The sequence below is a fragment of the Arthrobacter sp. BPSS-3 genome (assembly GCF_044628475.1).
Taxonomy (GTDB): domain Bacteria; phylum Actinomycetota; class Actinomycetes; order Actinomycetales; family Micrococcaceae; genus Arthrobacter.
Window position 1 is genome coordinate 52,186 of record NZ_JBIMMV010000009.1, and the last position, 25,689, is coordinate 77,874.

At 68.9% G+C, this 25,689-nt stretch carries 28 protein-coding genes; 12 read left to right on the forward strand and 16 right to left on the reverse strand.

All coding sequences use genetic code 11. The features are described from left to right. Positions 1 to 30: 30 nt before the first annotated feature. Together ACFVY3_RS14165 and ACFVY3_RS14170 are read right to left on the reverse strand one after the other, a co-directional pair. Positions 31 to 408 (reverse strand): hypothetical protein, encoded by a 378-nt coding sequence (locus ACFVY3_RS14165; RefSeq protein ID WP_400160195.1) that lies wholly within the window; start codon positions 406 to 408, stop codon positions 31 to 33. Beyond that, on the reverse strand, positions 405 to 1,571 hold the full coding sequence (locus tag ACFVY3_RS14170; RefSeq protein WP_400160196.1) for an ATP/GTP-binding protein: 1,167 nt from the start codon (positions 1,569 to 1,571) through the stop codon (positions 405 to 407). The genes ACFVY3_RS14165 and ACFVY3_RS14170 overlap by 4 nt, the downstream gene beginning before the upstream one ends. Positions 1,572 to 2,104: 533 nt before the next feature. Between ACFVY3_RS14170 and ACFVY3_RS14175 the strand changes: the two genes are divergently transcribed. Next, positions 2,105 to 2,842, forward strand: a complete 738-nt coding sequence (locus tag ACFVY3_RS14175) for an MBL fold metallo-hydrolase (RefSeq protein WP_400160197.1) — start codon at positions 2,105 to 2,107, stop codon at positions 2,840 to 2,842. On the opposite strand, the gene ACFVY3_RS14180 is transcribed toward ACFVY3_RS14175, so the two are convergent. Beyond that, positions 2,839 to 3,855 carry a DUF808 domain-containing protein gene (locus tag ACFVY3_RS14180; protein WP_400160198.1) on the reverse strand — a complete coding sequence of 339 codons (1,017 nt, stop codon included), beginning with the start codon at positions 3,853 to 3,855 and terminating at the stop codon, positions 2,839 to 2,841. The two genes, ACFVY3_RS14175 and ACFVY3_RS14180, sit on opposite strands and share 4 nt — an antisense overlap. 96 nt (positions 3,856 to 3,951) lie before the next feature. Then, positions 3,952 to 5,817, reverse strand: coding sequence for an alpha-amylase family glycosyl hydrolase (locus tag ACFVY3_RS14185; RefSeq protein ID WP_400160306.1), 1,866 nt, complete (start codon positions 5,815 to 5,817; stop codon positions 3,952 to 3,954). Between the two features lie 265 nt (positions 5,818 to 6,082). Between ACFVY3_RS14185 and ACFVY3_RS14190 the strand changes: the two genes are divergently transcribed. Then, positions 6,083 to 6,235, forward strand: coding sequence for a hypothetical protein (locus tag ACFVY3_RS14190; RefSeq protein ID WP_290256312.1), 153 nt, complete (start codon positions 6,083 to 6,085; stop codon positions 6,233 to 6,235). A 19-nt stretch (positions 6,236 to 6,254) separates the two neighbouring features. Here the strand turns inward: ACFVY3_RS14190 and ACFVY3_RS14195 are convergent, their stop codons facing one another. From ACFVY3_RS14195 to ACFVY3_RS14210, 4 genes are all read right to left on the reverse strand, one after another. Next, the gene (locus tag ACFVY3_RS14195; RefSeq protein WP_400160199.1) at positions 6,255 to 7,133 is read right to left on the reverse strand and encodes an aldo/keto reductase; all 879 of its coding nucleotides are present in this window, start codon (positions 7,131 to 7,133) and stop codon (positions 6,255 to 6,257) included. A 146-nt stretch (positions 7,134 to 7,279) separates the two neighbouring features. Then, positions 7,280 to 8,281: an alcohol dehydrogenase gene (locus tag ACFVY3_RS14200; protein WP_400160200.1), complete on the reverse strand. Its 1,002-nt coding sequence runs from the start codon at positions 8,279 to 8,281 to the stop codon at positions 7,280 to 7,282. 181 nt (positions 8,282 to 8,462) lie between these two features. Then, the gene (gene dctA / locus ACFVY3_RS14205) at positions 8,463 to 9,902 is read right to left on the reverse strand and encodes a C4-dicarboxylate transporter DctA (RefSeq protein ID WP_400160201.1); all 1,440 of its coding nucleotides are present in this window, start codon (positions 9,900 to 9,902) and stop codon (positions 8,463 to 8,465) included. Between the two features lie 59 nt (positions 9,903 to 9,961). Beyond that, entirely contained in the window at positions 9,962 to 11,137 is a 1,176-nt protein-coding gene (locus ACFVY3_RS14210; protein WP_400160202.1) for a PrpF domain-containing protein, read from the reverse strand. A 98-nt stretch (positions 11,138 to 11,235) separates the two neighbouring features. Between ACFVY3_RS14210 and ACFVY3_RS14215 the strand changes: the two genes are divergently transcribed. The 3 genes from ACFVY3_RS14215 to ACFVY3_RS14225 are packed head-to-tail and all read left to right on the forward strand — an operon-like array spanning position 11,236 to position 13,312. After that, positions 11,236 to 12,180, forward strand: coding sequence for a LysR family transcriptional regulator (locus tag ACFVY3_RS14215; RefSeq protein ID WP_400160203.1), 945 nt, complete (start codon positions 11,236 to 11,238; stop codon positions 12,178 to 12,180). After that, a complete protein-coding gene (locus ACFVY3_RS14220; protein WP_400160204.1) occupies positions 12,177 to 12,866 on the forward strand; it encodes a haloacid dehalogenase type II in 690 nt (229 codons plus the stop codon). Before ACFVY3_RS14215 ends, ACFVY3_RS14220 begins: the two co-directional genes overlap by 4 nt. A gap of 2 nt (positions 12,867 to 12,868) precedes the next feature. Continuing rightward, complete coding sequence (locus ACFVY3_RS14225; RefSeq protein ID WP_400160205.1) at positions 12,869 to 13,312, forward strand: YdeI/OmpD-associated family protein; 444 nt, start codon at positions 12,869 to 12,871, stop codon at positions 13,310 to 13,312. A 54-nt stretch (positions 13,313 to 13,366) separates the two neighbouring features. Here ACFVY3_RS14225 and ACFVY3_RS14230 read toward each other — a convergent pair whose 3' ends face one another. Next, positions 13,367 to 14,395 carry an NAD(P)/FAD-dependent oxidoreductase gene (locus tag ACFVY3_RS14230; protein ID WP_400160206.1) on the reverse strand — a complete coding sequence of 343 codons (1,029 nt, stop codon included), beginning with the start codon at positions 14,393 to 14,395 and terminating at the stop codon, positions 13,367 to 13,369. 121 nt (positions 14,396 to 14,516) lie between these two features. Here ACFVY3_RS14230 and ACFVY3_RS14235 point away from each other — a divergent pair, with 121 nt between their 5' ends. Further along, positions 14,517 to 15,122 (forward strand): helix-turn-helix domain-containing protein, encoded by a 606-nt coding sequence (locus ACFVY3_RS14235; protein WP_400160207.1) that lies wholly within the window; start codon positions 14,517 to 14,519, stop codon positions 15,120 to 15,122. 35 nt (positions 15,123 to 15,157) lie between these two features. On the opposite strand, the gene ACFVY3_RS14240 is transcribed toward ACFVY3_RS14235, so the two are convergent. Beyond that, a complete protein-coding gene (locus tag ACFVY3_RS14240; protein ID WP_400160208.1) occupies positions 15,158 to 16,078 on the reverse strand; it encodes a 2-hydroxyacid dehydrogenase in 921 nt (306 codons plus the stop codon). A 183-nt stretch (positions 16,079 to 16,261) separates the two neighbouring features. On the opposite strand from ACFVY3_RS14240, the gene ACFVY3_RS14245 reads away from it, so the two are divergent. Next, positions 16,262 to 17,236, forward strand: a complete 975-nt coding sequence (locus ACFVY3_RS14245; protein ID WP_400160209.1) for a serine hydrolase — start codon at positions 16,262 to 16,264, stop codon at positions 17,234 to 17,236. Between the two features lie 65 nt (positions 17,237 to 17,301). On the opposite strand, the gene ACFVY3_RS14250 is transcribed toward ACFVY3_RS14245, so the two are convergent. Continuing rightward, positions 17,302 to 17,451 (reverse strand): hypothetical protein, encoded by a 150-nt coding sequence (locus tag ACFVY3_RS14250; RefSeq protein ID WP_290256497.1) that lies wholly within the window; start codon positions 17,449 to 17,451, stop codon positions 17,302 to 17,304. Positions 17,452 to 17,653: 202 nt separating this feature from the next. On the opposite strand from ACFVY3_RS14250, the gene ACFVY3_RS14255 reads away from it, so the two are divergent. Continuing rightward, a complete protein-coding gene (locus ACFVY3_RS14255) occupies positions 17,654 to 18,490 on the forward strand; it encodes an alpha/beta fold hydrolase (RefSeq protein WP_400160210.1) in 837 nt (278 codons plus the stop codon). Between the two features lie 122 nt (positions 18,491 to 18,612). Here ACFVY3_RS14255 and ACFVY3_RS14260 read toward each other — a convergent pair whose 3' ends face one another. The 4 genes from ACFVY3_RS14260 to ACFVY3_RS14275 all read right to left on the reverse strand — a co-directional run bounded on the left by ACFVY3_RS14260 (position 18,613) and on the right by ACFVY3_RS14275 (position 21,736). Next, positions 18,613 to 19,620, reverse strand: coding sequence for a serine hydrolase (locus tag ACFVY3_RS14260; RefSeq protein WP_400160211.1), 1,008 nt, complete (start codon positions 19,618 to 19,620; stop codon positions 18,613 to 18,615). A gap of 122 nt (positions 19,621 to 19,742) precedes the next feature. After that, positions 19,743 to 19,982 carry a hypothetical protein gene (locus ACFVY3_RS14265; protein WP_400160212.1) on the reverse strand — a complete coding sequence of 80 codons (240 nt, stop codon included), beginning with the start codon at positions 19,980 to 19,982 and terminating at the stop codon, positions 19,743 to 19,745. Positions 19,983 to 20,047: 65 nt separating this feature from the next. Beyond that, the gene (locus tag ACFVY3_RS14270; RefSeq protein ID WP_400160307.1) at positions 20,048 to 20,698 is read right to left on the reverse strand and encodes a uracil-DNA glycosylase; all 651 of its coding nucleotides are present in this window, start codon (positions 20,696 to 20,698) and stop codon (positions 20,048 to 20,050) included. A 54-nt stretch (positions 20,699 to 20,752) separates the two neighbouring features. Further along, a complete protein-coding gene (locus ACFVY3_RS14275; RefSeq protein ID WP_400160213.1) occupies positions 20,753 to 21,736 on the reverse strand; it encodes an aldo/keto reductase in 984 nt (327 codons plus the stop codon). A gap of 73 nt (positions 21,737 to 21,809) precedes the next feature. Here ACFVY3_RS14275 and ACFVY3_RS14280 point away from each other — a divergent pair, with 73 nt between their 5' ends. The 4 genes from ACFVY3_RS14280 (at position 21,810) to ACFVY3_RS14295 (ending at position 24,527) form a co-directional block, all read left to right on the forward strand. After that, positions 21,810 to 21,974 (forward strand): glycine zipper domain-containing protein, encoded by a 165-nt coding sequence (locus tag ACFVY3_RS14280; RefSeq protein ID WP_290256328.1) that lies wholly within the window; start codon positions 21,810 to 21,812, stop codon positions 21,972 to 21,974. A 9-nt stretch (positions 21,975 to 21,983) separates the two neighbouring features. Then, positions 21,984 to 22,790 (forward strand): hydroxypyruvate isomerase family protein, encoded by an 807-nt coding sequence (locus tag ACFVY3_RS14285; protein WP_400160214.1) that lies wholly within the window; start codon positions 21,984 to 21,986, stop codon positions 22,788 to 22,790. Between the two features lie 82 nt (positions 22,791 to 22,872). Next, positions 22,873 to 23,349 carry a thioredoxin-dependent thiol peroxidase gene (gene bcp / locus ACFVY3_RS14290; RefSeq protein ID WP_364134291.1) on the forward strand — a complete coding sequence of 159 codons (477 nt, stop codon included), beginning with the start codon at positions 22,873 to 22,875 and terminating at the stop codon, positions 23,347 to 23,349. A gap of 371 nt (positions 23,350 to 23,720) precedes the next feature. Then, entirely contained in the window at positions 23,721 to 24,527 is an 807-nt protein-coding gene (locus tag ACFVY3_RS14295) for a hypothetical protein (protein WP_400160215.1), read from the forward strand. A gap of 173 nt (positions 24,528 to 24,700) precedes the next feature. Here the strand turns inward: ACFVY3_RS14295 and ACFVY3_RS14300 are convergent, their stop codons facing one another. Further along, positions 24,701 to 25,549 (reverse strand): class I SAM-dependent methyltransferase, encoded by an 849-nt coding sequence (locus tag ACFVY3_RS14300; RefSeq protein WP_400160216.1) that lies wholly within the window; start codon positions 25,547 to 25,549, stop codon positions 24,701 to 24,703. Between the last annotated feature and the right edge of the window lie 140 nt (positions 25,550 to 25,689).

Below are 25,689 nucleotides of genomic sequence, written 5' to 3' on the forward strand. Positions count from 1 at the left end.
CGAGCGCCTGACCTCCAGTGCCGCTTGAGATCAGGAACCGTTGATACGTGGACGAGGTTGCTCCCAGTCGCGGGCGAAGTCATCACTCACGAAAGGCCACACGAGACGAAGCCCATCTTCAACTGAGCCGACGCCGTCAGAGAATGGCGGAAATAGCACGAACTCGTGCGGGATCACTCTTCCTGCTGCATCGCGGCGTCTCTCCGGATCCAAGAACCGAAACGCTACAGTGTCTGCGGTTCCTCGGAAGGCCTCCGTGGTGTCCCCGACTCCGGCGAACGCGGCTTCGTAAATCTCTAGCGGGTTCGAGCGACCGGCCGTGCGCAGGAAGCGGAAGCCCCAGTTCTTCCCGCGAGTAGCCCAAATGAAGGCATTCTCATGATCCGCACCCGTACCGTAGGAAGTCATGCCCGGCTCCTCAACAGGACCTTCTCGACGTCGCCGCGGTCCAGCTCCAGTTGGAAACCGGTCAACGTCCCGGTGAGGAAGTCGTGCTTTGCTTTCGCCTCAGTATGCATGTCCAGCACTTTTTTCCCGGTCAGATCGAGAACGGCCTGCATGAGGTCAGGGCCGATTAGGTTCACCACATAACTGACCGGGCCAGGCATCTTGGCTATCAGGCCCGGGATCTTGGTCTTTACAATCAATTCGGCCACCGGTGTAGCGACGCGCACCAAATGCTCGGCTACGTCAGTTCCTTTTCGCATTGCTTGAGCCCAGCCCACGTAGCGAGAAAACGGAAGCATGGCCGCGATTGGCAGGATCAAATCCAGACCCACACGTTTGGTTATCTCGATCTTCTCCGGCTCGAACTGAGCCGAGGAAAGCAAAACGAAATCGTCGCCCACCGACAAGGCCTCCGGAGCCTCCACGAACGTTGCGATCACCCCTTGCAGATTGTTAAGTTCTGCTCCAGCTTTCTCGACGAGCAGGTCGCGGAAACCGATAACGTCCATCTCAGGCAGCAGATCGGCCTTAGACAGCGCCATCAGCCAGATTCGCGGGAACGTCACCAGCGGTTTGCCATCTGGCAGAAGGTTGTCACGCAGCTTGCGCAGTTGGGTGCTGAGGTTGGCCAGAAGCGCTTTGAGATAGCGCTCCTCCTCGCCCGCATTGTCGAGAAGCTTCTGGCCATCCACCAGCACGAGCGCGACATCCGAACCCAACAGAGCTCGGAACGTGTCGATCCGGCGGGTCTCTTCTTCAGGCCCGTTTGACTCCTGTTCGAACCACTCGCCGGGGTAGTCGTGCCACACCAGCCGCAGTTCATCGGGAGCCTTTTTCCTCACGCTGGAAAGCGTCCCCGGCTTGCGTTTGATTGAAAACGCATACGACGTGGAGGAAAATCGATTCTGCATCGGGAGCTTGGCCGCATTTTTCATGCCTAGGTAGTTCTGATGAAGACGCCGACCTTCGCCGCTATCGTCTGCTAGAACGTCAAATTGCTCCGTGCCGGACAAAAGCTGCTCTATCGCCAATCCGTAGAAGGAAGACAAAAGCACCGTCTTGCCGCTTCCGCTTTCGCCGAATACGGCAATCTGTTGCTCTCGTGCGATCTTTGTCTGCCCCATAGGACCAACTTACGGCACGACGGACAACGCGTGCTTCGTTACCGCCGTGTCTCTCTACATGCAGTCCGAGGCAGTGCGAACCCGTGGGATTTCTTGCGGACCCCGCGAGATCCTTATGCCCGGGCGTGGCCTAGCCGAATGCGGGGCAGCGGATCAATCGTAATCAGGTTTCAACGACTCAGAACGCCACGCGGCTTATTGTCGGGCCGCACTGGACTACTGGCACGAGCTCATCGACGATTTTGTCCTCCGGCAGCCGCCGGCGGTGCCAGCCCCAGCACTTCCTTGGACCGCGTCTCCGCGGCATTCCAGACCCCGCCGCACCTGCATCTGGATCTGGATCTGGATCTGGATCTCTAGACGACTACATGGTCCTCGCCGATCTGGAGGCCAACCGGTTCAACGAAGACACCGGCCTGAAGGTCAATTTGCAGTCGTCCATTGAAGAACGCTAGAAGTCCTTGTGCTTGTGCTCGTGGCAGGCCAGGATTAGCCTCCCAACCAGCGGTTCACCACCACACGGGAGGCAGTCCATGCTGAGGCAGGTCGCGGAGGGCGTTCTGGTGCACGTGAGCGAGTTCCTTCAAAGCAACTGCGTGGTCGTCCAGGGCCGCGACGGGGTTCTGCTGATCGACCCCGGCATCACGCGCACCGAACTGGCCGGCCTCGCGCACGACGTCCGCGAGCTGGGCCAGCCCGTCGTGGCAGGCTTCGCCACGCATCCGCACTGGGACCACGTCCTGTGGCACGAGGCCTTTGGCGACGCGCCCCGCTACGGCACGGCCCGGTGCGCGGCTTCGCTGCAGGCCTTGCTGTCCACGGGGGACTGGCAGGACCGCGTGGCCGGCGTCCTGCCACCTGAGTTCGCGGACGAGATCCCGATGGAGCTGTTCGGGCTCATCACCGGCCTGCCCGACAACGCGTCGCACCTTCCCTGGGACGGCCCCGCCATCCGGATCATCGAGCATCGGGCCCACGCCCAAGGCCATGCGGCGCTGCTCATCGAGGAGCACCGCGTCCTGGTTGCAGGCGACATGGTCTCCGACGTCCTGACGCCGTTCCTCGACCTCAACGCCGAGGATCCGATTGCCGACTACCTCGCAGCGCTGCAGCTGTTCGACGGCGTGGCCGACGAGGTCGATGCGGTCATCCCCGGGCACGGCTCGGTGGGCGGAACCGGGCAACTGCGGCAGCGGATCAGCCGGGACCGCGCCTACGTGGAGGGCCTTCGCGCCGGCGGCGCGCAAGGCTCGGCCGGCAGTACCGACTAGGCGGCGGGGTCGGCGTCCTGTTGTGCCGGCTGACGGTCGCCGGCGGCGTGGCCTTCGTGGCCGCCGTCGTGCTTCTTCCCGAAGGGCAGCACCTTGAGCAGCGGCGTCAGCACGGCCATGACCACCAGGCCCCAGGCGAGTCCCAGGACCGCAGAGCACAGGGTGTTCACCAGCCAGGCAAGGAACCCGCCCACCACGGCGACCCCGGCGACGGGGTGCTCGAGGGCGTGAACCAGGTCGTAGGGACCGTGCCAGCCGAGGTCGTGGGCGCCCTGCAGCATGATGTGTCCGCCCACCCACAGCATGGCGCCCGTCCCGATGACGGTGATGGTGGTCAGCACCTTCGGCATACCCCGGACCAGGAGCTCCCCGAATCGCTTCGAGCCGGCGGAGTCCTTGGTGGTCAGGTGCAGGCCGATATCGTCCATCTTGACGATCAGCGCGACGGCGCCGTACACGGCCGCGGTGATGGCTATGGCGACGGCCACCAGGACGACGGCGCGGACCCACAGCGATTCGGCCGCCACCTCGTTCATGGCGATGACCATGATCTCGCAGGACAGGATGAAGTCGGTGGTGATGGCGCCCTTGGTGACCTTGGCTTCGGCCTCCGGGCCCCGGTCCACCGCCGGGGTGTCCTCGTCCGCCTCGTGCTGGCCGCGGAGCTTGTGCCAGATCTTCTCGGCGCCCTCGTAGCAGAGGTAGGTGCCGCCGGCCATGAGGATGAACGGGATGATCCACGGGATGAAGGCGCTGATGAGCAGCAGGGCCGGCAGGATGATCAGGAGCTTGTTGCGCAGCGAACCCCGGAAAATCTTCCAGATCATCGGCAGTTCGCGGGACGGGTCCGCGCCGGACACATACTGCGGGGTGACGGCGGCGTCGTCAATCACGACGCCGGCGGCCTTGGCACCGGCCTTGGCCGCACCCGCCGCGACGTCGTCCACGGAAGCGGCGGCGATCCTGGCCAGGGCGGCGATGTCGTCCAGCAGGGCGACCAGACCGCCGCTCACCGGGCGCTTCCGGGCTGTTGAGAGTCAGAAGGAAGGTCGCGGCAGCCTCTGTCCAGGCACGTTGTCGGCATCTCCGAAGTATATGCGGGCGCTTCCTCAGACGCGGAGCCAGCGGAGACCGTGCGGCTCCAGGGTCAGACCGTCCCGGAGCGGAACCCGTCCGCCGCCGATGAGGTCCTCGGCGGTGTCCGGCATCCCGCCGAGCGTCGCGGCCTCGAGGTGCTGGGCGGTGTCGCCGAAGTTGGCGAGCACCAGGATGGTGGATTCCCCGCCGTCGGAAGTCCCCGGGCGCTGGTAGGCCAGCACGTGCGGGTTGTGGGTGTGGAACGGGACCAGCCGGCCGCCCGCGAACTCGGGGGTCCGCCGTCGCACGTCGATCAGGTGGGTCAGTCCGGCGAAGATCTTCCCGGCGTCCGTCGCCGGGTCCGTCCGTTCGGCATACCGCTCCGCCGGGTACTCCGGACGTCCCACCCAGCGGCTGTCCTCGGCCTTGGCCGGGTCTTGCCGGTAGGCGTAGTCGTTCAGCTGCCCCACCTCGTCGCCCAGATACAGCAGCGGGATGCCGCCGGTGCTGAGGACGATCGAGTGGGCCAGCAGGATCCGCGCCACGGCGGAACCGTCGCCCGCCTCGAGCCCGGCGAGGGACGCCGTCGTGCCCGAAACGCGGCAGTCCCCCGTGCGGGGGTTGTCCTGGAACGGCACGCCGCGCGCGAAGCTGCCCGGGAACCGGTTGACGAAGAAGGCGTTGAGGAAGCTGCGGTGATCGTGGCCGTTGATGCCGAATTCCGCCGCGTCCTCGTCGGAGAAGGTCCAGCCGATGTCGTCGTGGCTGCGGACGTAGTTCACCCACGCGGTCCCGTCCGGGATGTGGTGGCGGCGTTCCAGGGCCTGGGCCAGCAGGTTCACCTCGCGGGTGGCCAGCGTGTTCCAGATCAGGGCCATCTGCAGCGGGTTGTAGCTGAGCTGGCACTCCCCCGGGCTGATGTACTGCACCACCTCGTCCGGGTGCACGATCGCCTCGGACTTGAACAACAGCGACGGCGCCGCGAGCCGGCACACGGCGTTGAACGCCTGCAACAGCAGGTGCGCCTCCGGCAGGCTCTCGCACGGGGTACCCAGCTGCTTCCAGATGAACGCGACCGCGTCCATGCGGACGATGTCCACGCCCTGGTTGGCCAGGTAGAGCATTTCCCCGGCCATGGCGCGGAACACCCGCGGGTTGCGGTAGTTCAGGTCCCACTGGAAGGAGTGGAAGGTGGCCCAGATCCAGCGCCCGTCGTCCAGCTGGATGAAGGAGCCGGGGTGGTCGTCCGGGAAGATCTCCCGGACGGTCTCCTCGTACGCGTCAGGCATGGTCCGGTCCGGGAAGATCAGGTAGAAGTCCTCGAAGCCGGGTTCCCCGGCCACGGCCTTGCGCGCCCACTCGTGTTCGTTGGAGGTGTGGTTGAAGATGAAGTCCACCACCAGCGCGATGCCGTTCTCGCGGAGTTCGCGGGCGACGGCGGCCAGCTCGGCCATGGTGCCCAGGGCCGGGTTGACGTCGCGGTAGCTGGAGACGGCGTAGCCGCCGTCGGAGTTCTCCTCCGGGGCGCGGAACAGCGGCATCAGGTGCAGGTAGGTCAGGCCCAGCTCCCGGAAGTACGGGATGCGGTCGCGCAGCCCGGAGAGGTCACCGGCGTAGAGGTCCACGTAGCAGACGCCGCCCAGCATCCCGTTCGATTGGAACCAGTCCGGGTTCGCCGCGCGGTCCGCGTCCAGGGCCTTCAGGTCAGCCGGCCGCGCCTGCCAGGACGCCGCCGCGTCGAGGACCAGCTGCCGCAGTTCGGCGTCGCCGTCCGGGCCGTAGATCCGCCGGAACAGGGACTCCAGCCGCGGGAATTCTGCGTCGAACCGCTCCTGGAAGGCTGCCCAGTCCCGGTCCGTGGTGCCGGGCCGGCGGGCGGAGGCCAATTTGGGGGCCAAGTTTGCGCGGATGCCGTCCCCGGGCACGGTTCCGGGGGAGGTGGTGGGCGGCACGGTGCTCCTTCGCTGCGGTGGCGGCCGACGGCGTGTGCGGCCCTGGAGATAAGGCTGTGGCCTGCGGGGCGGCGTTGTCCATCCCGGACCGCGGGCCGGTCGTCGGAATCTGTGGCGACGGTCACGATGGCCAGCCGATCGTCAGCCTGATTACTACCTCCACCGCGCGCCGGTTCGACCCAGCCTCCCCGATGGCGTAGACATGAGGACCATGACCTCTACCCAGACACCGTCTCCGCTGGAAACCCCGGCCGCGGCTTCCGCCCACGCAGCGCTCTTTTCCGAACCCGAGGTCGTCACCGCCGTCGTCGTTCCCGGCCTGGATCCGTCCAAGGTCGCCGCGCAGTTCTCCGACCCGCTGTAGCCTGCGCCTGGCGGGCTTCCTAGGTTGAGGCCGGCCAGTCCGACCCCACGGCGAGCCAGGCACGGTCGATGGCCGCCAGGGTGCCAGCGTCCAAGGGTCCGCCGGCCGCCGCCGCGATGTTGTGGCGCAGGTGTTCCAGCTTGGCCGTGCCCGCGATGGCGGTGTGCACGCCGGGCGCGTACACCGTGAACCGCAGGGCGAATTCGGCCCAGTCCAGGGCCCCGGGGTCCAGTTCAAGGGCCCGAAGCCGTTCCCAGTACAGCTCGGCGTAGTTTCCCACCGGCCGCTCGATGAAGCGCCAGGGCGCGTTCGCGATCGGACGCTTGGCGATGACCCCCAGCTCGGGTTGCTTGCCCACGACGTTGCGCAGGTTCCACTGATCGGCGATGTTGACGCTGGTTTCGATGGCGCCGAACCGGCCGGACTCTGCCGCGAAGGCGAGTGCCTCGTTGTCTCCGCTGTAGCCGGCGACGCCGATTTTGCCGTCGGCGACGGCCTGGTCCAGGGTGTCCTGCAGGTCTCCGCGCCGCAGCACGTCGAGCGGGCAGGAGTGTAGGTAGAAGATGTCGAGGCGTTCGGACTGGGTCAGCCGCAACGACCGTTCGATGCTTTCCCGCACGCTGCCGGGCGACCAGTCGCGTTGGCCGTTGATCTTCGGACCGCCCTTGGTGGAGAGCAGGAATTCGTCCCGCCGGTGGCCGAGGTGCCGGCCGATGCGCTCCTCGCTCAGCCCGTAGCTGGCCGCCGTGTCGATCAGCGTGACACCCAGATCCAGTGCCCCGTTGAGCACGTCAGCGGCATCGCGCTCGGTGACGTCGGATTCCCCGATCTGGCCGGCACCGAGCCCCACGATGGAGACGTTCAATCCGGTATCGCCGAACGGCCTTGTCTCCAGCATTGTCGCTCCCTTGTCTCCGGCCGTGCCCACCCTCGCGGGGTGGGCCGGTCATTGGTCTCGTGGGGAAGCGTTGACGCTCCCCGCCCTCAGGCTATCCGCCGTGCACCGCAGACCGGGCACGGCGGACAGCCTGTGGGACGCCCGTCCTAGTTGGTGGTGAGAACCACGCGGAAGCGGGCCTTGCCGGACATCATGTGGTCGAAGCCCTCCGCCGCCTTCTCCAGCGGGTAGGTCTCGATCATCGGGCGGACGCCGGTGAGCGCGGAGAAGCGGAGGGTGTCCTCGGAGTCCTTCGCGGTGCCGGAGGCGTGGCCGTTGACGGAGCTGCTGCCCATCACCAGGCTGGCCGCACTGACCTCCAGGTTTTCGTGCGGGACGCCCAGGACCACCAGGCGGCCGCGCGGGGCCAGGCCGCCGACGGTGCCGGACATCGCCGCGGCGTCCGTGACGGTGGCGAGGACCACCTTGGCGCCGCCGAGCTTCTTCAGTTCCTCGGCGACGTCGGACGTGGTGCTGTCGATGTAGTGGTGCGCGCCAAGCTCCTTGGCGAACGATTCCTTCTCCGAACCGCGGGCGATCGCCACGACCTCGAAGCCCATCTTCGCGGCGAACTGCACACCCAGGTGGCCCAGGCCGCCCAGGCCCAGGACGGCGACGACGTCGCCCGCGCGGGCGCCGCTGTGCCGCAGGCCGTTGAAGGTGGTGACGCCGGCGCACATCAGCGGCGCGGCCTCCTCGAAGCTCAGCCCCTCCGGGATGGCGGCCAGGGCGTCGGCCGGGGCCACGAGGTACTCGGCGTAGCCGCCGTCAGCGCTCAGGCCGGTGGTCTTGCCCACCGAGCAGGTAATGAAGTCGCCGCGGCGGCAGGAGTCGCACTCGAAGCAGGCGCCGCCGAACCAGCCGACGCCCACGCGCTGCCCGGCTTCCCACCGGGTGACGCCCTCGCCCACGGACTCGACCGTACCGGCGACCTCGTGGCCGGGGATGCGGGGGTAGGAGGACGCGAAACCGGCAGCGGCCATGGCGTCGGAGTGGCAGATGCCGCTGGCGTGGACCTTGACCAGGACATGGCCGCGGGGAACCTCGGGGACCTCACGGTCGACGGTTTCGAAGGAGGAGCCGGGAGCTGCAAACTGGATGGCTTTCATGGGGGTGCCTTTCCATAGTTCTCGATGGCGGCCCGGGTGGGGAGAGCCGGGCCGTTCAGTCATGCGGGGGCAGACGGCAGCGGGGCCGGCCGGCCGTCATGGCCAACCGGCACCGCGATAACCGCAGGCCCGTCCGTCAGTTTACGACCGGAGGCTGGGCGTGGGCAGGGTGGGGATCCTCCTAGTGCACCAGCGCCGGCTGCGGCGCCTTGACCGGCTCCGCCGGCTGGCCGGCGTCGGGGGCCACGACGGCGCCCGCCGGGGCTTCGGTGCCGTGCCCGGCGTCGGGCGTCACGACGGCGCCCGCCGGGGCTTCGGTGCCGTGCCCGGCGTCGGCCGCGTCGGCGTCGGCCTCGGTGGGAACGAACCCGGCCTTGAGCTCGCGGTGCAGGGTCACGGTGTCCAGCGACTTCTGCCACTTGGCGACCGCGATGCAGGAGACGATGTTGCAGACCGTGCTGGTCAGGGCGCGGGCCTCGCTCATGAAGCGGTCGATGCCGACGATCAGGGCCACGCCGGCCACCGGGAGGGTGGGCATGACGGTCAGGGTCGCCACCAGGGCCACGAAACCGCTGCCGGTCACGCCGGCCGCGCCCTTGGAGGTCAGGAGCATCATGCCGAGCATCACCAGGATCTGGCCCCAGCTGAGCTGGATGTCGCACGCCTGGGCTATGAACATGGAGGCGAGGGTCAGATAGATGGCCGTGCCGGAGAGGTTGAAGCTGTACCCGGTGGGGACCACCAGGCCCACGACGCTCCGGTCGCAGCCGACGCGCTCCAGCTTGGAGAGCAGCCGCGGCAGCACCGGTTCGCTGGAGGAGGTGGCCAGGACGATGAAGAACTCGTCCTTGAAGTAGCGGAGGGTCTGCCAGAGGCTGAAGCCGGTGATCCGGGCGAGCAGGCCCAGGCCGACGACGACGAACACGATGCAGGCGGCGTAGAAGGCCACGATCAGCATGCCCAGGTTGCCGATGGAGTGCGCGCCGTACTTGCCGACGGTGAAGGCCATGGCGCCGAAGGCACCCAGCGGGGCGACCTTCATGATGTAGCCGAAGACCACGAAGAGCATCTTGTTGAAGCTGTTCACCACGGTCAGGGCCACCTGGCCGGGGGCGCCGAGCTTGCTGAAGGCGAAGCCGCAGAGCATCGCGATGACCAGGACGGGCAGCACCTCACCGTCGGCGAAGGCGCCCACGAACGTGGTGGGGATGATGTTCAGGAAGAAGTCCACGGGATTGCTGCTGGGCAGCTGACTGGTGTACTTCGCGGCCACCGAGGAATCCAGGTGCGCCGGGTTGATGTGCATGCCGGTGCCGGGCTGGATGATCATCACCGCGGCCAGTCCCAGGGCCAGTGCCACCGCGGTCAGCGCGTAGAACAGGCCGAGGGAACGGAGCAGGGTGGGCCGGACCTTCTTGGTGTCCGTCAGGGAGGTGATGCCGCCGACGATCGTGCAGAAGACGATGGGGGCGATCATGAACTTCACCAGCTTGACGAACCCGTCGCCGATCGGTTTCAGCCCGGCGCCGAGATCCGGCCAGAGGGAGCCCACCAGGACGCCGAGGGCGACGCCGATGAGGACCTGGACGTAGAGATGCCCGAGGATGGATTTGATCTTCATTGAACAACTTCCTTGCTGAATGCGGCCCTCTCATGATGACAGGGCAACAGGTACGGGTGCTAGGCGGAGATGCCAGATGATCTGGCGACGTCAATATCGGCCGTAGCGAGGTGCCGGGCCGCGCGGTGCAGCGCGACTTCGGTGATGGAGCCGTCGTCCCCGGCGACGACTTCCGTGGTGACCACGCCGGCGGGGGTGCCGATGCGCAGCAGACGGGAGGTGCCCGGGGCGAGTTCCGTGGCCTGGCGGAGGAGCCCGGCCGGAACGGAGCCCGGAAGGGCGGCGGCCAGGGAGACGGCCACCGCGGAGGTGAGGCCGATGGCCGGGTGCGGAGCGAGCATGGAGAGCATGCGGACCCGCAGGTCATGGGAGTCCGCGGGGACCAGGGTGCCGTCCGCGGCGGTGTAGTCGCCCGTTTCGTCGACGACGCCGACCTTGGGTACGGCGTTCTGCGGCGGGTCCTCGGGCCTCCGCAGGCCCATCATCAGGCCCGCCGCGGCCCGGGCCGCCACCAGGGTTCCGAGCTGCCCGGCGAGGTTGCCGGTCATGTCGGAGAGGTCCACGCCGGCCTGGTCCGCCGGGATCAGGACGGCGGGGGCACCGGCGTCCACCAGCGTGGCCGCCACGGAGCGTGGGCCGAGGTCGATGCTGTCGGCCGGGGCGTCGGTGGGCAGGACGGCGCCGGTGCTGCGGCCCCAGGGGCCGTGGAAGGACAGGCTGACGGGGACGCCGACAGCGGAGCTGCCGGGAACCCGGGCCAGTCCGGACTTCGGGACGGTGCCGCCCGGGGTGGGGACGGTGCCGCTGAGCACGGCGCCGGTGTTGAGGTTGCGCATCCGGACCCGGGTGAGTCCGTCCGCGGCGGGGACGATGCCCGTCTGCACGGCGAACAGGGCGATGGCGGTGGCGCAGTTGCCGCAGTTGGAGCCGAGCTCCACGGTCCGGTCCCCGATTCCCACCTGGGCGAACAGGTAGTCCAGGTCCGCGTCCTCGCCCGGGGTAGCCCAGATGACGGCCGCCTTGGAGGTGGTGGAGGTGCCGCCGCCGACTCCGTCGAGCTGCCGGGCGTCCGCCGCGCCGAACGCGTCGGCGAGCAGTTCGCGGATCTCTTCCCGGTTGGTGGCGAACGGGGCGACGTCTTTCGCGTCAAACAACCAGCATTTGCTGGTCCCGCCCCGATACCAGTGGCCTCGCAGTCCCACGGCCTTCTCCTTCATGTGGTGCAGATGGTTCATCGCGCATCCCTGCGCTTCCCCATCTACGATCCGGCAGTCCAGACTTCAGCACAATCACGATAAATTCCACACCTATTCACTTTTGCTAAAGTCAGTGCATGGCAAAGCTTGACCTTCACCGACTCCACCTACTCCGCGAAGTGCACCGTTCCGGGTCCCTGACCTCCGCCGCGGCGGCCCTGTCCTTCACCACCTCCGCCGTCTCGCAGCAGATCGCGAAGCTCGAACACGAGGTGGGAGTGTCCCTGGTGGACCGGCAGCCGCGCGGCGTGGTCCTGACCGAGGCCGGGCTGGCGCTGGTGGGCTACGCGGACAGCATCGACCGCACCATCGAGGCGGCCCGGGCGGAGATGGACGAGTTCGCCGGGCTCCGCCGGGGGCAGCTGCGAATGGGCACCTTCCCCACGGTGGGCGCGTCCCTGATGCCTGATGTGGTGCTGGCCTTCCGGGCCCGGCACCCGGACGTGGCCGTGACGGTGATCAGCGCCCGGCGCGAGGGGCTGCTGGAGTCGCTGCGCCGGCGCGACGTCGAGCTGACCCTGCTCTGGGACTACCCGTGGCAGGAGATCGCGGACGAGGACCTCTCCCTGGTCCGGCTGATGAACGACCCCACCATGCTGCTGGTCCAGCGCGACCACCCCCTGGCCGGGAAGAAGTCGGTGCGGATCGAGGCCCTGCGGGACCAGGAGTGGATTGTCCGGGATGAGCACCCTGTGGCTGACGTGCTCCGGCGCGTCTGCCGCGAGGCCGGGTTCGAGCCCCGGATCGCCTTCGACGCCAACGACTACCAGGAGACCCAGGGCATGGTGGCGGCGGGGATCGGAATCGCCCTGGCCCCACAGCTCGCGCTCAGCGCCCTGCGGCCCGACGTCGTCGCCGTTCCCCTCGCCGGCGCCCCGAAACGCCGGATCCTCCTGGCCCAGCTGGCCAACCGCAGACTGAGCCCGGCGGCGCAGCAGGCGGCCGCGGTCTTCCGGTCGACGGCGAAGCGCCGGGCCGCGGGGCGTATAACGGAGACACCGGCAACCGAGGAGCAGCCATGACCGCACCGCTTTCCGTCATCGTCTTTGACGTCAACGAGACCCTGTCCGATATGTCCCCGATGGGCGGCCGCTTCGAGGAGGTGGGAGCGCCGGCGGAGCTGGCGAAGCTCTGGTTCGCCTCCCTGCTGCGCGACGGCTTCGCGCTGGCCGCGGCCCGCGATAATCAAGGCTTCGCCGGGATCGGCGCGGCCGTCCTGCGGGAACTGTTCGCCGGGGTGGAACTGAACCGTCCACTCGAGGACTCGGTGCAGCACGTGATGGACGGCCTCGGCAGCCTGGGCGTCCACCCGGACGTGGCGGAGGGTATCCGGTCCCTGGCCGACGCCGGGTACCGGCTGGCCACGCTCAGCAACGGTTCGGCGCGGATCGCCGGGAAACTGCTGGGCGATGCCGGGATCCGGGAGGCGTTCGAGGCGCTGCTCTCGGTGGAGGACGCGCCCGCCTGGAAGCCTGCCCGCGCGTCCTACGAGTACGCGGCCGGGAGCTTAGGCGTGGAGCTGGGAGACATGTTGCTGGTGGCCGTGCACCCGTGGGACATCCACGGCGCGGCCCGGGCCGGGCTCCGGACCGCGTGGCTGAACCGGTCCGGCCACGGGTATCCGGCCCATTTCGGGGCGCCGGACATGACCGTCGCGGCGTTGACGGAGCTTCCGGCGGCGCTGGGCTCCTCCCGGGGCATACTGTGATCATGAAATTCACCACCACAATCCAGGGCAGCGCCACAAAAACCGGAATCGTCGTGCCGCAGGAGGTGGTCGAAGCCCTGGGCGCCGGCCGGAAACCGCCCGTTGTGGTGACCATCAACGGGGCCAGCTACCGCAGCAGCATCGCGGTGATGGGCGGGCAAAACATGATCGGCGTCAGCGCCGCCAACCGGGCCCTGACGGGCGTGGCCGGCGGCGACACCGTAGAGGTCGACGTCGAGGTGGATACCCAGCCCCGCGTCGTCGAGGTCCCGGAGGACCTGGCCGCCGCGCTGGAGGCGGACCCGGAGGCGAAGGCGTTCTACGCGACGCTGAACTACAGCAGCCAGCGCCGGTACGTGGAGCCGCTGGCGGACGCGAAGACCCCGGAGACGCGGGCGCGCCGCGTGGCGAAGGTGGTGACCGACCTCCGGGCGGGAAAGAAGTAGCTTCCCCGTTAGGGGCGGTTCCCCCAGTGGCGGCTCCCGGCGTCGTCCCCGTTCCTACCGGTCGCTAACCTCCAGGCCGTAGCGCCGCTGCCCCATCACGGCCGTGAAGACCGCGTCCTCCGAGGCGGCGGAGAAGGGGCCGAAGCGCCCCTCCACCGCCCAGCGGGTTTCTTCGTCGATGAGGTCCGCGTTGATCCGGGCACCGCTCATCACACCATCGGCTGCGGCGGTGACCACCTGCGCCATCGGGTTCGTGACGTTGCCGGCCGCGTACACGCCGCGGACGGCCGTGGCGCCACCCATGGGATCAACCGCCACAAACCGGCCTGCCCCCGACGGGTGCGGCTGGGGCACCAGCCCGAGGGATTCAAGAAGGTGGGACCGGGCCTCCAGCCGGGACGCGACCGCCACCGCCTGGACGTCGAAGGCGTGTCCCGAGCGGAGGGTGACGCCCCGCAGGACGCCGTCCGCGGCGTCGACCGAGGCCACCGCACCATCCACCACCGTGATGGAGCGTGCCGCCAGCTTTTCCCATTCCTCGTCGGTGGGTTCCACCGTGTCGTTGAGGAACAAGGTAATTTCCGGCGACCACTGGCGGAACAGCAAGGCCTGATGCATGGACAGCGGCCCCGTGCCCAGCACCCCGATCCGCTGCCCACGGATTTCCCAGCCGTGGCAGTAGGGACAGTGCACCACGCCCTTGCCCCACTGCTCCCGAAGCCCTTCGATCGGGGGCAGCTCGTCGGTCAGGCCGGTGGTGACCAGAAGCCGTCGCCCCGAAATCCGGCGCCCGTCGTCGGTCATCACGTCGAAACCGTCGGGGGTGCGCCGGGCCGAGACCGCCTCGCCGTCGATCAGCGTGCCCCCGTAGGAAAGCACCTCCCGCCGGCCGGCGGCAAGCAGCTCGCCGGGCCTGATCCCGTCCCGGGAGAGGAACCCGTGCACGCCCGCCGCCGGCGCATTGCGGGGTGCACCGGAATCAATGACCATCACCGAGCGCAGCGCCCGGGCCAGGGTGGTGGCCGCGCTGAGACCGGCCGCGCCGCCGCCCACAATCACAACGTCACATCGCGTGTTTTCCATACTGCTGAGCCTCTCGATCTATCGCTAAACCTCCCCGCCTCCGCGGGCGGGGCATAGCAACAGCCTGATACTCCTGCGCTGGAACTGGCAAAGAAGTTTGCCATTCTGGCAAAATAGGCGCATGACCAACGACCTCGACGCCGTCCTCGGAGCGGTGGGCCCACGGCTCAAAGCACTCCGAGTTGAACGAAACCTCACCCTCACCGAGGTTGCCGCCGCGTCCGGGGTGTCCGCCAGCACCCTGTCCCGGCTCGAAGCCGGTCAACGGCGGCCCAACTTGGAACTCTTGCTCCCCCTCGCGAGGCTCTACGGGGTACCCCTCGATGAGATGGTCGACGCCCCGTCCACCGGGGATCCGAGAATCCATCTGAAGCCCATCACCCACGCGGGGATGACGGCTGTACCGCTCACCCGCCGGCCGGGCGGTTTGCAGGCTTTCAAGATGGTGCTGGAGGGCGACGCACGCGGGGAGGAACCGGATCCACGCGTTCACGAGGGCTACGAGTGGCTCTATATCCTCAACGGCAGGCTGCGCCTGGTCCTGGGCGACAAGGACTTCGTCCTGCGCCCGGGCGAAGCCGCCGAATTCGACACCCACACACCGCACTGGTTTGCGAGCGCCGACGGGCGGCCGGTGGAGATGATCAGCCTGTTCGGCCAACAGGGCGAGCGGATGCACGTCCGCGCCCGGCCGAAGGCCGGTTCAACCGGGCCCGGGCGGGACTAGCCCAATGGCGGGTTCCTAACGGTTTCCGGCGTGGATTAGCCGTTCAGCACCACGTTGACGGGCGGTTCGCCGGCCAGCATGAGGTCGATCTGGCGCTGCAGCAGCTTGCCCATGCGGGGGCGCATCGCGGCGGAGGCGCCGCCCACGTGCGGAGTGATGATGACGCCGGGGATCTCCCAGAGCGGGTGGTCGGCGGGCAGCGGTTCGGGGTCGGTGACGTCGACGGCGGCGCGGATCCGGCCGGCGGAGGCGTGCTTGACCAGCGCGTCGGTGTCAGCCACCGGGCCACGGGCGATGTTGACCAGCAGGGCGCCGTCGGGCATGGCGGAGAGGAACGCGTCGTCAATCAGGTGCCGGGTGGAGTCGCTGAGCGGGACGCCCACGATCACTATGTCGTGCTCCGGCAGCAGGGCGTGGAGTTCGTCGATGCCGTGGATGGGTCCACGGTCATCAATTCGGGCGCGGCTGGCCACGCGGGTCACCGTGGTCTCAAACGGCAGGAGCCGGTCCTCGATGGCCTTGCCCACGCCGCCGTAGCCCACGATCAGCACGCGCTGGTCCGCCAGGCTGGCGGTGGGCCGGCCCTCCCAGAGGCGTTCGCGCTGGTTCTGCAGGATGCGGGGGAACTCGCGCTGGCTGGCCAGGATCAGCGCCAGGGTCAGTTCCGCGGTGGAGGTCTCGTGCACGCTGGCGGCGTTGGCGAAGACGTGACCGTCCGGCAGGAACTCCGCCACGCCGTCGTACCCGATCGACTGGCTCTGCACCAGCCCCGTCTCCACGCCGTCCAGGCCGCGCAGCACCGCCGGGCCGCCCATGTACGGCGGCACCACAATGTCGAGCCGCGGCGCGGGCGGTTCGCCGGAGAGGTCCCACTCCAGGACCGTGACATCCGGGTCCGGGGTGAGGTAGTCGCGCAGGGTGGCATCCGGCAGGGAGACAGTGATTTTCCTAGGCATGGCAGCCAGCCTAACCGTACGGTCCGACCACGGCCCGCAGCGTCCGCCAGGCGGGAAGCTGGGAGTTGGCCCACACCTGTCCGGCCGGGCCGCGTGGGGCGTGGACTTCGCCGCCACCCGGGCCTACATTCGAGGCATCCCCCCGGCCTGCCGCCCAGGCCAGCACGTGAAAGGCCCCGCACCATGGACTCCCCCGCCCCCCGCAAGCCCGCACCGGAGAGCTCACGGGCCGGCACCGGGGGTGCCGGAATGGCACCATCCGGTGGGCCGCGGGTCAGCCCGCGGGTCCGGGCACGGCGCCGGATTTTGGCGGTGTGGTCCACGACGGCGCTGGTCCTGGCCGGGGCCATCACGGTCGGAACGGTGCGGACCGGCCCGGAACCGAAGACCGACTTCTGGGCCACGCTGAAGAGCCAGCTGCAGCCCCTGCCCGCCCGGGACGTCAAGGTGAACACGCCGCCGCCCGCCGCCGTCGACCTCTCCAGCGAGATCAAACGGATCCTGGCCGAGAATCCCGACTACCGGATCGGCGTCGTCGTGCAGGACACCCGGGGCGGCGAGCCGCAGCGCTTCGGCGACACCGCCGATTACACCGCCGCCAGCACCGCGAAAATCCTGACCGCGGTGGCGTATTACGCGCTCGTGGAGCGGGGTGAACGCTCGCTGGACACCCCGCTGGGCAGCTACGACGCCGGCTTCCAGATCCAGGCGATGGTCAACACGAGCAGCGACGACTCCTGGTTGCTGCTGATGAAGGACATCGGCTACCCGGAGCTGATCACGTACGCGGCGTCGATCGGCATCAGCTACGACCCGGAACAGAACCTGCTGACCCCCGTCGAGATGGCGTCACTGCTCAAGCAGCTCTACGCCGGGCAGTTGCTCAGCCCCGAGCACACCGAGGAACTGCTGGGCTTCATGCAGCACACCAACGACGAGGAACTCATCCCCGCCGCGGTCCCGGAGGGCGTGACGGTGAGCCACAAGTACGGACTGCTGGAGGGATTCGTGCACGACGCCGCCGTGCTCAGCTCCGGGAACGCCGCCTACGCCGTGGCGATCTACACCTGGGGCGGGTCCGACGCCGACAGCCCGGAGCGGATCGAGGTCTTCCACGAACTGACGACGGCGGTCACCGGGGCGCTGTTCCGGCGGTAGGGGCGGGGCGGCCCCGGCGTCACAATGCTGCGGGCGCCCGGTTCAGGGGCGCTCGCGCCGAGGGATCAGCGGCCGAAGAGCTTGGCGAAGAAGCCGGTCTTGGGCTCGTTCTCGTGGCCCTTGCAGCGGTCCGCGGCCTTGACGCCGCGCATCACCTGGTCAACGTGCTGGCCACAGCCGGCCCAGGTGGTCTTTCCGCATTTCCTGCAGGTCACTGCACGGCACATTCGCTACTCCCTTGTTGTAGGTCTTTGTAGCTCAGTATACCCCTGGGGGTATTTTCTGCAAGCCGCAGGAACAGCCGGCCGCCACCGGTCGTTGCTCCCTTTAGCGGGCTCTTCCCTTCAGCGGCGCAGCTGCCCGCAGAGACGTCAGACCGTACAGATCAGAACACGACAGTACCGAGAGGACCGCTCCATGGCTTACATCAAGGTTGGAACCGAGAACACCACCGACGTCGAGCTTTACTACGAGGATCACGGCAGCGGCCAGCCTGTAGTCCTGATCCACGGCTACCCGTTGGACGGCTCATCCTGGGAGAAGCAGACCACCGCGCTGCTCTCCGCAGGCTACCGTGTGATCACCTACGACCGCCGCGGCTTCGGCAAGTCCAGCAAGCCCACCGACGGCTATGACTACGACACGTTCGCTGCCGATCTGGACACCCTGATGAACGGGCTGGACCTGAACGATGCCGTCCTGGTCGGCTTCTCAATGGGCACCGGCGAGGTTGGCCGGTACCTGGGCCGCTACGGCTCCTCCCGGGTGGCGAAGGCCGTTTTCCTCGGCTCGCTGGAGCCCTACCTGCTGCAGGCGGACGACAACCCCGACGGCGTCCCGCAGTCCGTGTTCGACGGCCTGCTCGAAGCGGTCACCGCGGACCGGTACGCGTTTTTCACCGACTTCTTCAAGAACTTCTACAACAGCGACTCCTTCCTGGGCACCCCGCGGCTCAGCGAGGAGGTCATTCGCGCCGGCTGGAACCTGGCCAGCTCGGCCGGACCCACCGCGTCCGTCGCCGCCCAGCCGACCTGGCTGACCGACTTCCGCGCCGACGTCGCCAAAATCGATGTGCCTTCCCTGATTGTGCATGGGACCGCCGACAACATCCTGCCGATCGATGCCACGGGCCGGCGCTTCGCCAAGGCCCTGCCGAGCGCGGAGTACATCGAGATCGAGGGCGCGCCGCACGGCATGCTCTGGACCCACGCCGCCGAGGTCAACGAGGCGCTACTGGGCTTCCTGGCGAAGTAACTTCCGCGCCGATTCCCGCATTCCGCGCCGATTCCGGACCGGGGCGCCCCTGACCCGGGGTGCGCCGGTCCGGAACCGGCGCGGTTTTCCGTTTCCGGCGCGGTTAGGGACCACAACCGCGGTCAGAACAAGGCGCCGGTCACCGCGCCGGTGATCCGGTGGATGATGTCGGTCCGTTCGGGAACGCTGTCCAGGTCATCGCCCTTGGTGTAAACCACCAGGGCGTAGGCGCGGCCGTCCTTGGCGAGGATGCCGGCGTCGTGCAGTTCGCCGCCGAGCAGGCCGTACTTGTGAAACACGGTGATGCCGGCGGGGACGGCGGCCGGGATGAGGGTCTCATCGTTGGTGTCCTGCATGGTTGACAGCAGCTGGGAGGTGTCCGCGGGGTCAAGCAGCTTGCCGGAGTAGAGGTCGGTCAGGATGCGGGCCGTGTCCGCCGGCGCCAGGGTGTTGCTCTCCGGGGTGTACTGGATTCCCAGGGCGGACGCGTAGTCGGAGAGGTTGCTGTGGCCGATCGCGTCCATGATCAGCGACCAGGAATCGTTGTCGCTCTGCTGGACCATGGACTGGAGCTGGAAGCCGGCGGAGTAGGCGCCGAGCGTTCCGGTCAGGGTCGCCTCCCCGGTTTCCACCAGATGGTAGTAGGCGGCCGCGGCCAAGACCTTGGCGGTGCTGGCGGCTTCGAACTGCTCTTCCACGCCGTATTGGTGCACCGCGTCGCCGGCCGTGATGTCCTGCAGCGCGACGCCGATTTGGTACTCCGGGTTGGCGTCGATGATGGCGTTGATCTTCGCGTCGAGGCCGACGTCGATCGTGCCCGCAGGGGTGGCAGTGGAAGCGGCTGCTGCGGGAGCGGCTGCCGGGGCCGCGACGGCGGAGGCGGGCGCCGGAGTTGCCGGGGAGGCGGGGGCAGGGGCGTTCACGGTGGGAGCGGCAGCCGCCACGGGCGACGACGGCGCCACGCGGGAGTTCGCGAGGGCATGGATACCGGTGGTCAGCAGCGCGCCCAGCAAGAGGGTCGAGCCCGCGAGGACAACAGCCCGTCGGCGCCGGAAAGTCCGGGAGGGCCTCGGCCCGGGTCTATGGGCCGATGTGGTGGTGCGGCCCTTCCGGGACGTGCTCTCTTCCATGGGGACAAGCTAGCCCTCGAAGCTATGCCGGAGCTATGAAACGGCTGGAGCTTGGCCGCCCGTCACCGCGGCGCTTCCAGCCCACTCGCGGGCCGGGTGGCTGGACCCGCAATGCCCCGCGGCTAGACCTCGTCATCCCAGGTCCCCTCGGCCGCGGCGTCCTCGGGTTTGTCTCCCTGGCCTGGCTCTCCGGGGCCGACGTAGGCGGCCGGGACGCCGCCCGCGGCCTGGGTCATCTGCTCCTCGCGGATGTTTCCCGCGGCTTCTGCTTCCGGCTGCGGCTGTTCCTTCGGGGCGGAGTCCGGGTCGCCGGGGCCACGCAGGCCGGAGGGTTCGGTTCCGGGCTGGTTCGGGTCGCTCATGGTGTGCCTTTCGTCCGCGGCTGGCGTTTACACCACCCTAGCCCCGTGGGCCCCTCGGCGGGCGGTTACCGGGGCATCCCGGCGTCGAACAGTTCCTCCAGCCCGCGCTTGAATTCCGCCCGGCCACCGTGGGCCGGGTGACGGATCTTCGGGGCGTGGACGCCGCTGCGAAGCAGGCTCCGGTGGGCGATGTTGCCGACTGCCACCACGGTGGTGATGCCGAAGAGCGCCATCAGTTCCTCCCGGAAGTGGATGCCCGCCGCCGCCTCGGCCGCCGAGGGGGTGCGGTTGGACTGCGGTTGGCCCGGCCGGTGGGTGTGCCAGGGGCAGGCGCTCCAGAGCAGGGGCAGGAAGTCGAGCTCAGCCAGGACCTCCCACATCACGGTGGCGGTCGGCTCGACGGCAACCCCGGCAGCCTCCGGCGGGAGTTCGTAGCCCTGGTCCTTGCCGAACAGGCCGAAGTGGTTGGGCGCTCCGGTGAACATCGAGCGGTTGGTGAACGGCACGCCGGTGAGCCGCATGCCGCGGAAACCCGGCGCCTCGCCCAGCAGCAACACCGGTGGCCGCGGGTCCAACAGCGCCTGCAGGTAGAGCTCCAGGTTCCGGCGCCGGACGGCGTTCGCGGGAACGGTGTCGGCGAAGAAGTTGTTGCAGGCAGGGCCTGTTTCCGCGGCGGCCAGCCGCCGCACGAAACCGTGGATCGCCGCCGTCGTCATCGCCACCGTCGCCTTGGGCTGCGTCGTCATGGGAAGTGCCAGCGGGATGAGCCGCTACCAGCGCGGGTGGATCGCCGCCCGGAAGTAGCGGTCGTAAATTTCGTGGACGCCGACGTCGAACGTGGCGTCGATGCCCCGGACGGATGCCGCCTCCGCGTTGGCCCGCGCCTGGTCCACGCTGCGGGCACCCGGGATCACCGTGCTGACGCCGTCCTGCGCCGCCACCCAGGCGAGCGCCGCCTGGGCGGTGCTGACGCCGTCGGGCACCAACTGCTCGAACTCCGCCACCGCCTTCAGCCCCTCCTCGAAATCCACGCCGGAGAACGTCTCGCCGACGTCGAACGCCGAGCCGCTCCGGTTGTAATTGCGGTGATCGTCCGGGGCGAACGTGGTCTCCGGCGTGTACTTGCCCGAGAGCAGCCCGGAGGCGAGCGGCACGCGGGTGATGATGCCTACGCCCGCCGCCTGCGCCGCCGGCAGCAACTCGTCCAGCGGCTTGAGCCGGAACGCGTTCAGGATAATCTGCACCGTGGCCGTGCCCTCGTGCCGGAGCGCCTCCATGGCCTCATCCACTCGCTCCACGCTGACGCCGTAGTTGCGAATGGCCCCCTCCGCCACGAGCGTGTCCAGCGCATCGTAGACTTCGGCGTTGCTGTAGACGGCCGTGGGCGGGCAGTGCAGCTGGACCAGATCCAGCTGGTCAACGCCGAGGTTGCGGCGGGAACGGTCCGTCCACGCGCGGAAATTCTCCAGGGTGTAATTTTCCGGCCGCTGCTCCACCCGGCGGCCCATCTTGGTGGCCACGGTGATGTCCAGGTCCGGGTTCGCCGCGAGGAAGGCGCCGATGGCCTGCTCGCTCCGGCCGTCTCCGTAGACGTCCGCGGTGTCGAAGAACGTCACGCCGGCCTCCGCCGAGGCGCCGAGAATGGCCTGCGCCTCCGCCGCGTCCACGGTGCCCCAGTCCGCGCCGAGCTGCCAGGTCCCCAGCCCGATCACGGAGACATTCCTACCGGTCTTGCCCAAGAGTCGCTGTTCCATGGTCCGACTATAGGCCCGGCCACCGACAGTGGAACACGTCGGGCACCGGCCGCGGGCTTGCTAGCCTGAGCCTGTGAAATACGAGTCGCTGTGGATCGGGATGCTCATCGGTGCGGCCATCGGCTATGCGGTCGGGGTGGCCACCGCAGACAAGCCCTTCACCGGGCTGCTCATCGGCGTCGCCGTCGGAGCCCTGGTGGGCCTGGCCGCGCGCCGCGACCCGCGCAAGCGCCGCTAGGAGCAACCCATGACGTTCACCGTGAACTGCTCGATCCTCCTCACCGAGCTGCCGCTGCTGGAACGCCCCGCCGCGGCGCGGGCCGCCGGCTTCGACGCCGTCGAGTTCTGGTGGCCGTTCGCCTCGTCCGTGCCCGGCGACGCCGAGGTGACCCGGTTTGAACGCGCCATCACCGACGCCGGGGTGCAGCTGACCGGACTGAACTTCAACGCCGGGGACATGCCCGGCGGGGACCGGGGCCTGGTCTCGTGGCCGGGCCGGGAAGCGGAATTCCGGGACAACGCCGACGTCGTCGCCGGTATCGGCGGGCGGCTCGGCTGCACGCTCTTCAACGCCCTGTACGGCAACCGGCAGGACGGCCACACACCCGAATCCCAGGACGAGCTGGCGGTCTCGAACCTCGCCGCGGCGGCCGCGGCGGTGGGCCGGATCGGCGGAACCGTGCTGCTTGAACCGGTCAGCAACGCCCCGCATTACCCGCTGCGCCGCGCGGCGGACGCGGTGGACGTGATCGGCCGGGTGCAGCGGGAGACCGGCGCTGGAAACGTCCGGCTGCTGGCCGATTTCTACCACCTCGCCGTCAACGGCGACGACGTCGACGCCGTCATAGAGGCGCACGCGGCGGACTTCGGCCACGTCCAGATCGCCGACGCCCCCGGCCGGGGCGCCCCGGGAACCGGCGAGCTGCCACTGGAACGGTGGATCGGCCGCAGCCGCGAACTCGGCTACGCCGGCCGGGTGGGACTGGAGTACATAGCCCCCGCCGAATCCGCCTTCGACTGGGCGCGACGGCAACCGGACCGGCACGCTCGGTGAGGCTGTTCGGCCCCGCGGAATAGGGTCCCGGCGGCCGGCGTTGTGCACCACAGATCAGGCCCACCCGACCAAAGGAGCTCCCATGAGCCAGGCCCCCGTCAAGCTTCAGCCCGGAACCCCGGCCCCCGAATTCACCCTGCCCGACGCCGAGGGAAAGCCCGTCTCGCTGGCCGATTACCGCGGCAAGAACGTCATCGTGTACTTCTACCCGCAGGCGGCGACCCCCGGATGCACCACCGAGGCCTGCGACTTCCGCGACAACCTCGCCTCGCTGCAGGGCTCCGGCTACGAGGTCCTGGGCATTTCCCCCGACGCCCCGGACGCCCTGGCCCACTTCACCGGCGACTTCGCCCTGACCTTCCCGCTGCTCTCCGACGAGGACCACGCCGTGGCGCTGGCCTACGGTGCCTGGGGCGAGAAGCTGGTCCGCGGCGAGATCACCGAGGGAATCGTCCGCTCCACCGTGGTCCTGGACCCGGAGGGCAAGGTCACGCTGGCGCAGTACCAGGTCAAGGCCGACGGCCACGTCGCCGCGCTGAAGGCCGAGCTGGGGGTCTAGGGCGCGGGTGCGGTTCAGTTCGCGGGGTCCGGTGCGCGGCTCGCGGCCGGGTTGGGGTCTACGCGGCTGTTCCGGATATCCGCTGCGGTTCCGGACGGACGCACCCCGGGTCCGGCGGGCGCTCGTCCGGAACCATAGCGAAAACCAGGCGCGGCCTTCCGCCCCCGGCTTTCTCCACATAGCCGCATGCCTCCGTCGCTCCGGTGACGGAGGCGGCGCACTGTGGAGTCATGAAGTCTTCTTCCCTCATCCTCAGTAGCGATTCGGCCAGGCTCGGCCGGGATGTCCGGACTCTGGGACGCCGCGCGAGTGCCGGTGAGCTCCGACGGATCCGGCAGGGCGTCTATGTTCCGGCGTCCACCTGGGATGCCATGCCTTTCTGGGATCGGTACCCCCTGCTGATCTTCGCGGCGGCCAGCACGCTGCAGTCCCGGACCGTGTTCTGCCGTCAGTCGGCCGCGGCGTTGTGGGGGCTGCCGCTGCTGGGCCGTTCAGCTGTGGTGCACGCGTGCACGTTCGACGGCGGCGGCGGCCGTTCGCGGGCCGGCGTCAGGCGGCATTTCGTCGATCCGGACGGGCTGGAGGTCGAGGAGAGGGCCGGGCTGCTGGTGACTTCACGGCTCCGGACCGTCTTGGACCTGGCGGCATTCGAGAGCTTCGAACAGGCGGCAACCGTCGTCGACCATGTCCTCTCACCGCGGCCGGACCTCCCGCCTCTGATGAAGGACGAACTCATGGCGGGTATTGGCAATTCCTACTCGGCAGCGGCCACGCGAAGAATCAAAGCGGCCGTGGACTTCGCGGATGCCGGGTCCGGGTCACCGGGAGAATCGGTCAGCCGCGCGCTGATGCACCGGTTGGGTTTCCAGGCCCCGGTCCTCCAAGCAGAAATCCGGGACGCCCGCGGATTGGCCGGCTACACCGATTTCGAGTGGGAGCTGGAGCGCCTCTGCGGTGAGTTCGACGGCGCGGTGAAGTATCAACGGGCCGAGTTCCTGCAGGGCCGGACCCCCTCGGAGGTGGTGATCGCGGAGAAGCGGCGTGAGGACCGCATCCGCTCCACCGGCCGCCGTGTCATCCGCTGGACCTGGACAGAACTGGCGCGTCCCGAACGGTTTGCAGCCTTCCTCGACACAGAACGGGTTCCGCGCCGCAGGCTGAGATCGTGCGGCCCATGAGGCCCCGCCAACCTGGGGTCAGATCCGCTGCGGTTTCGGACAGCGGCGCCGATTCCGGACCGGCGCGCCCCGGACCCGGTACGCGCCGGTCCGGAACCGTAGCGGAAACCCGAAAACCCCGCGGCCACGGTCCCGGCACCCACCCAAGCTGCCTCGTGCCAGGCACCCGCCGGCTACGGCCGGGTGCCGGAGACAATGGTCGCGGTCGAGCGCAGGCGGATGGCGCCCTCGTGTTCGTAGCGGCCCAGCATCTGGAAGACGTCGGACCGGATCAGGGACTGCGCTTGCGGGTCGGCCTGGGCGAGGCCGAGGCACACCGTGGTGGCGATGTCCGTCATGAACTGCCAGTAGCTCTCCGGGGACTCGTGGATCAGGTCGGCGCTGACAGACCGCTCCGTCACGTCCGCCAGGCCCGCTTCCCGAAACAGGGCCGGCAGGAATCCCGGCGCGGAGCAGCGGAACACTCCAGGCATCCAGACCGGCGGCGGCATCAGGCCGGCATGCTGGGCGAGGGAGCCCAGGACCAGAGTCGCCCAGGGGTTCTGCGCCGCCCGGCCCCACACCGCCGCGCTGATCCGGGCACCGGGCCGGGCCGTCCGCACCATCCGGGCCAGTGCCGCCCGAAGGTCCGGGAAGTACAGGAACCCGAAGCGGCAGAGGACGGCGTCGAACGAGGCATCCGGAAACGGGAGGTCCACCGCGGCGCAGACCGTGAAACTGACATTTCCCAGCCGCGCAGCCGCGGCCTTCTCCTCCGCTACGTGCAGCATCCCGGCGGAAATATCCGTCAGCGCCACGGTGCCCCGCGGAACAAGCGAGGCGGCGGTCAGGCCGGGATCACCCGTTCCGGCGGCCACGTCCAGCACCGCGAAGTCCGGACCCAGCCGGGCGTCGTCGAGGACGGCGTCGCCGAACGGACCCTGCCAGCCGAGCACCTCCGCGTCCCACTTCTTCCAGCCGGCGGCGAAGGAGTCCCAGATGACCCGCTGCTGATCCCGGAGGTTCTCCGAGGAGACTGACATGGTGCTTTCCTCACAGTCCGGACCGCACCCTCCCCCGCAGACCAGTCTGCTCCCCGGGACCGTCGCACGCTAGGGTCCCTTTTCCCGCTGCCGAAACGGACGGGCGCACCCCGGGTCCGGGCCGCGCAGGTCCGGTATCG

Bases quoted from the DNA above. Each gene is read 5' to 3' on its own strand.
- ACFVY3_RS14165 (WP_400160195.1), bottom strand. From the start codon at position 408: ATGACTTCCTACGGTACGGGTGCGGATCATGAGAATGCCTTCATTTGG.
- ACFVY3_RS14170 (WP_400160196.1), bottom strand. From the start codon at position 1,571: ATGGGGCAGACAAAGATCGCACGAGAGCAACAGATTGCCGTATTCGGC.
- ACFVY3_RS14175 (WP_400160197.1), top strand. From the start codon at position 2,105: ATGCTGAGGCAGGTCGCGGAGGGCGTTCTGGTGCACGTGAGCGAGTTC.
- ACFVY3_RS14190 (WP_290256312.1), top strand. From the start codon at position 6,083: ATGACCTCTACCCAGACACCGTCTCCGCTGGAAACCCCGGCCGCGGCT.
- ACFVY3_RS14195 (WP_400160199.1), bottom strand. From the start codon at position 7,133: ATGCTGGAGACAAGGCCGTTCGGCGATACCGGATTGAACGTCTCCATC.
- ACFVY3_RS14200 (WP_400160200.1), bottom strand. From the start codon at position 8,281: ATGAAAGCCATCCAGTTTGCAGCTCCCGGCTCCTCCTTCGAAACCGTC.
- dctA (WP_400160201.1), bottom strand. From the start codon at position 9,902: ATGAAGATCAAATCCATCCTCGGGCATCTCTACGTCCAGGTCCTCATC.
- ACFVY3_RS14210 (WP_400160202.1), bottom strand. From the start codon at position 11,137: ATGAACCATCTGCACCACATGAAGGAGAAGGCCGTGGGACTGCGAGGC.
- ACFVY3_RS14215 (WP_400160203.1), top strand. From the start codon at position 11,236: ATGGCAAAGCTTGACCTTCACCGACTCCACCTACTCCGCGAAGTGCAC.
- ACFVY3_RS14220 (WP_400160204.1), top strand. From the start codon at position 12,177: ATGACCGCACCGCTTTCCGTCATCGTCTTTGACGTCAACGAGACCCTG.
- ACFVY3_RS14225 (WP_400160205.1), top strand. From the start codon at position 12,869: ATGAAATTCACCACCACAATCCAGGGCAGCGCCACAAAAACCGGAATC.
- ACFVY3_RS14230 (WP_400160206.1), bottom strand. From the start codon at position 14,395: ATGGAAAACACGCGATGTGACGTTGTGATTGTGGGCGGCGGCGCGGCC.
- ACFVY3_RS14235 (WP_400160207.1), top strand. From the start codon at position 14,517: ATGACCAACGACCTCGACGCCGTCCTCGGAGCGGTGGGCCCACGGCTC.
- ACFVY3_RS14240 (WP_400160208.1), bottom strand. From the start codon at position 16,078: ATGCCTAGGAAAATCACTGTCTCCCTGCCGGATGCCACCCTGCGCGAC.
- ACFVY3_RS14245 (WP_400160209.1), top strand. From the start codon at position 16,262: ATGGACTCCCCCGCCCCCCGCAAGCCCGCACCGGAGAGCTCACGGGCC.
- ACFVY3_RS14255 (WP_400160210.1), top strand. From the start codon at position 17,654: ATGGCTTACATCAAGGTTGGAACCGAGAACACCACCGACGTCGAGCTT.
- ACFVY3_RS14260 (WP_400160211.1), bottom strand. From the start codon at position 19,620: ATGGAAGAGAGCACGTCCCGGAAGGGCCGCACCACCACATCGGCCCAT.
- ACFVY3_RS14265 (WP_400160212.1), bottom strand. From the start codon at position 19,982: ATGAGCGACCCGAACCAGCCCGGAACCGAACCCTCCGGCCTGCGTGGC.
- ACFVY3_RS14270 (WP_400160307.1), bottom strand. From the start codon at position 20,698: ATGACGACGGCGGCGATCCACGGTTTCGTGCGGCGGCTGGCCGCCGCG.
- ACFVY3_RS14275 (WP_400160213.1), bottom strand. From the start codon at position 21,736: ATGGAACAGCGACTCTTGGGCAAGACCGGTAGGAATGTCTCCGTGATC.
- ACFVY3_RS14285 (WP_400160214.1), top strand. From the start codon at position 21,984: ATGACGTTCACCGTGAACTGCTCGATCCTCCTCACCGAGCTGCCGCTG.
- bcp (WP_364134291.1), top strand. From the start codon at position 22,873: ATGAGCCAGGCCCCCGTCAAGCTTCAGCCCGGAACCCCGGCCCCCGAA.
- ACFVY3_RS14295 (WP_400160215.1), top strand. From the start codon at position 23,721: ATGCCTTTCTGGGATCGGTACCCCCTGCTGATCTTCGCGGCGGCCAGC.
- ACFVY3_RS14300 (WP_400160216.1), bottom strand. From the start codon at position 25,549: ATGTCAGTCTCCTCGGAGAACCTCCGGGATCAGCAGCGGGTCATCTGG.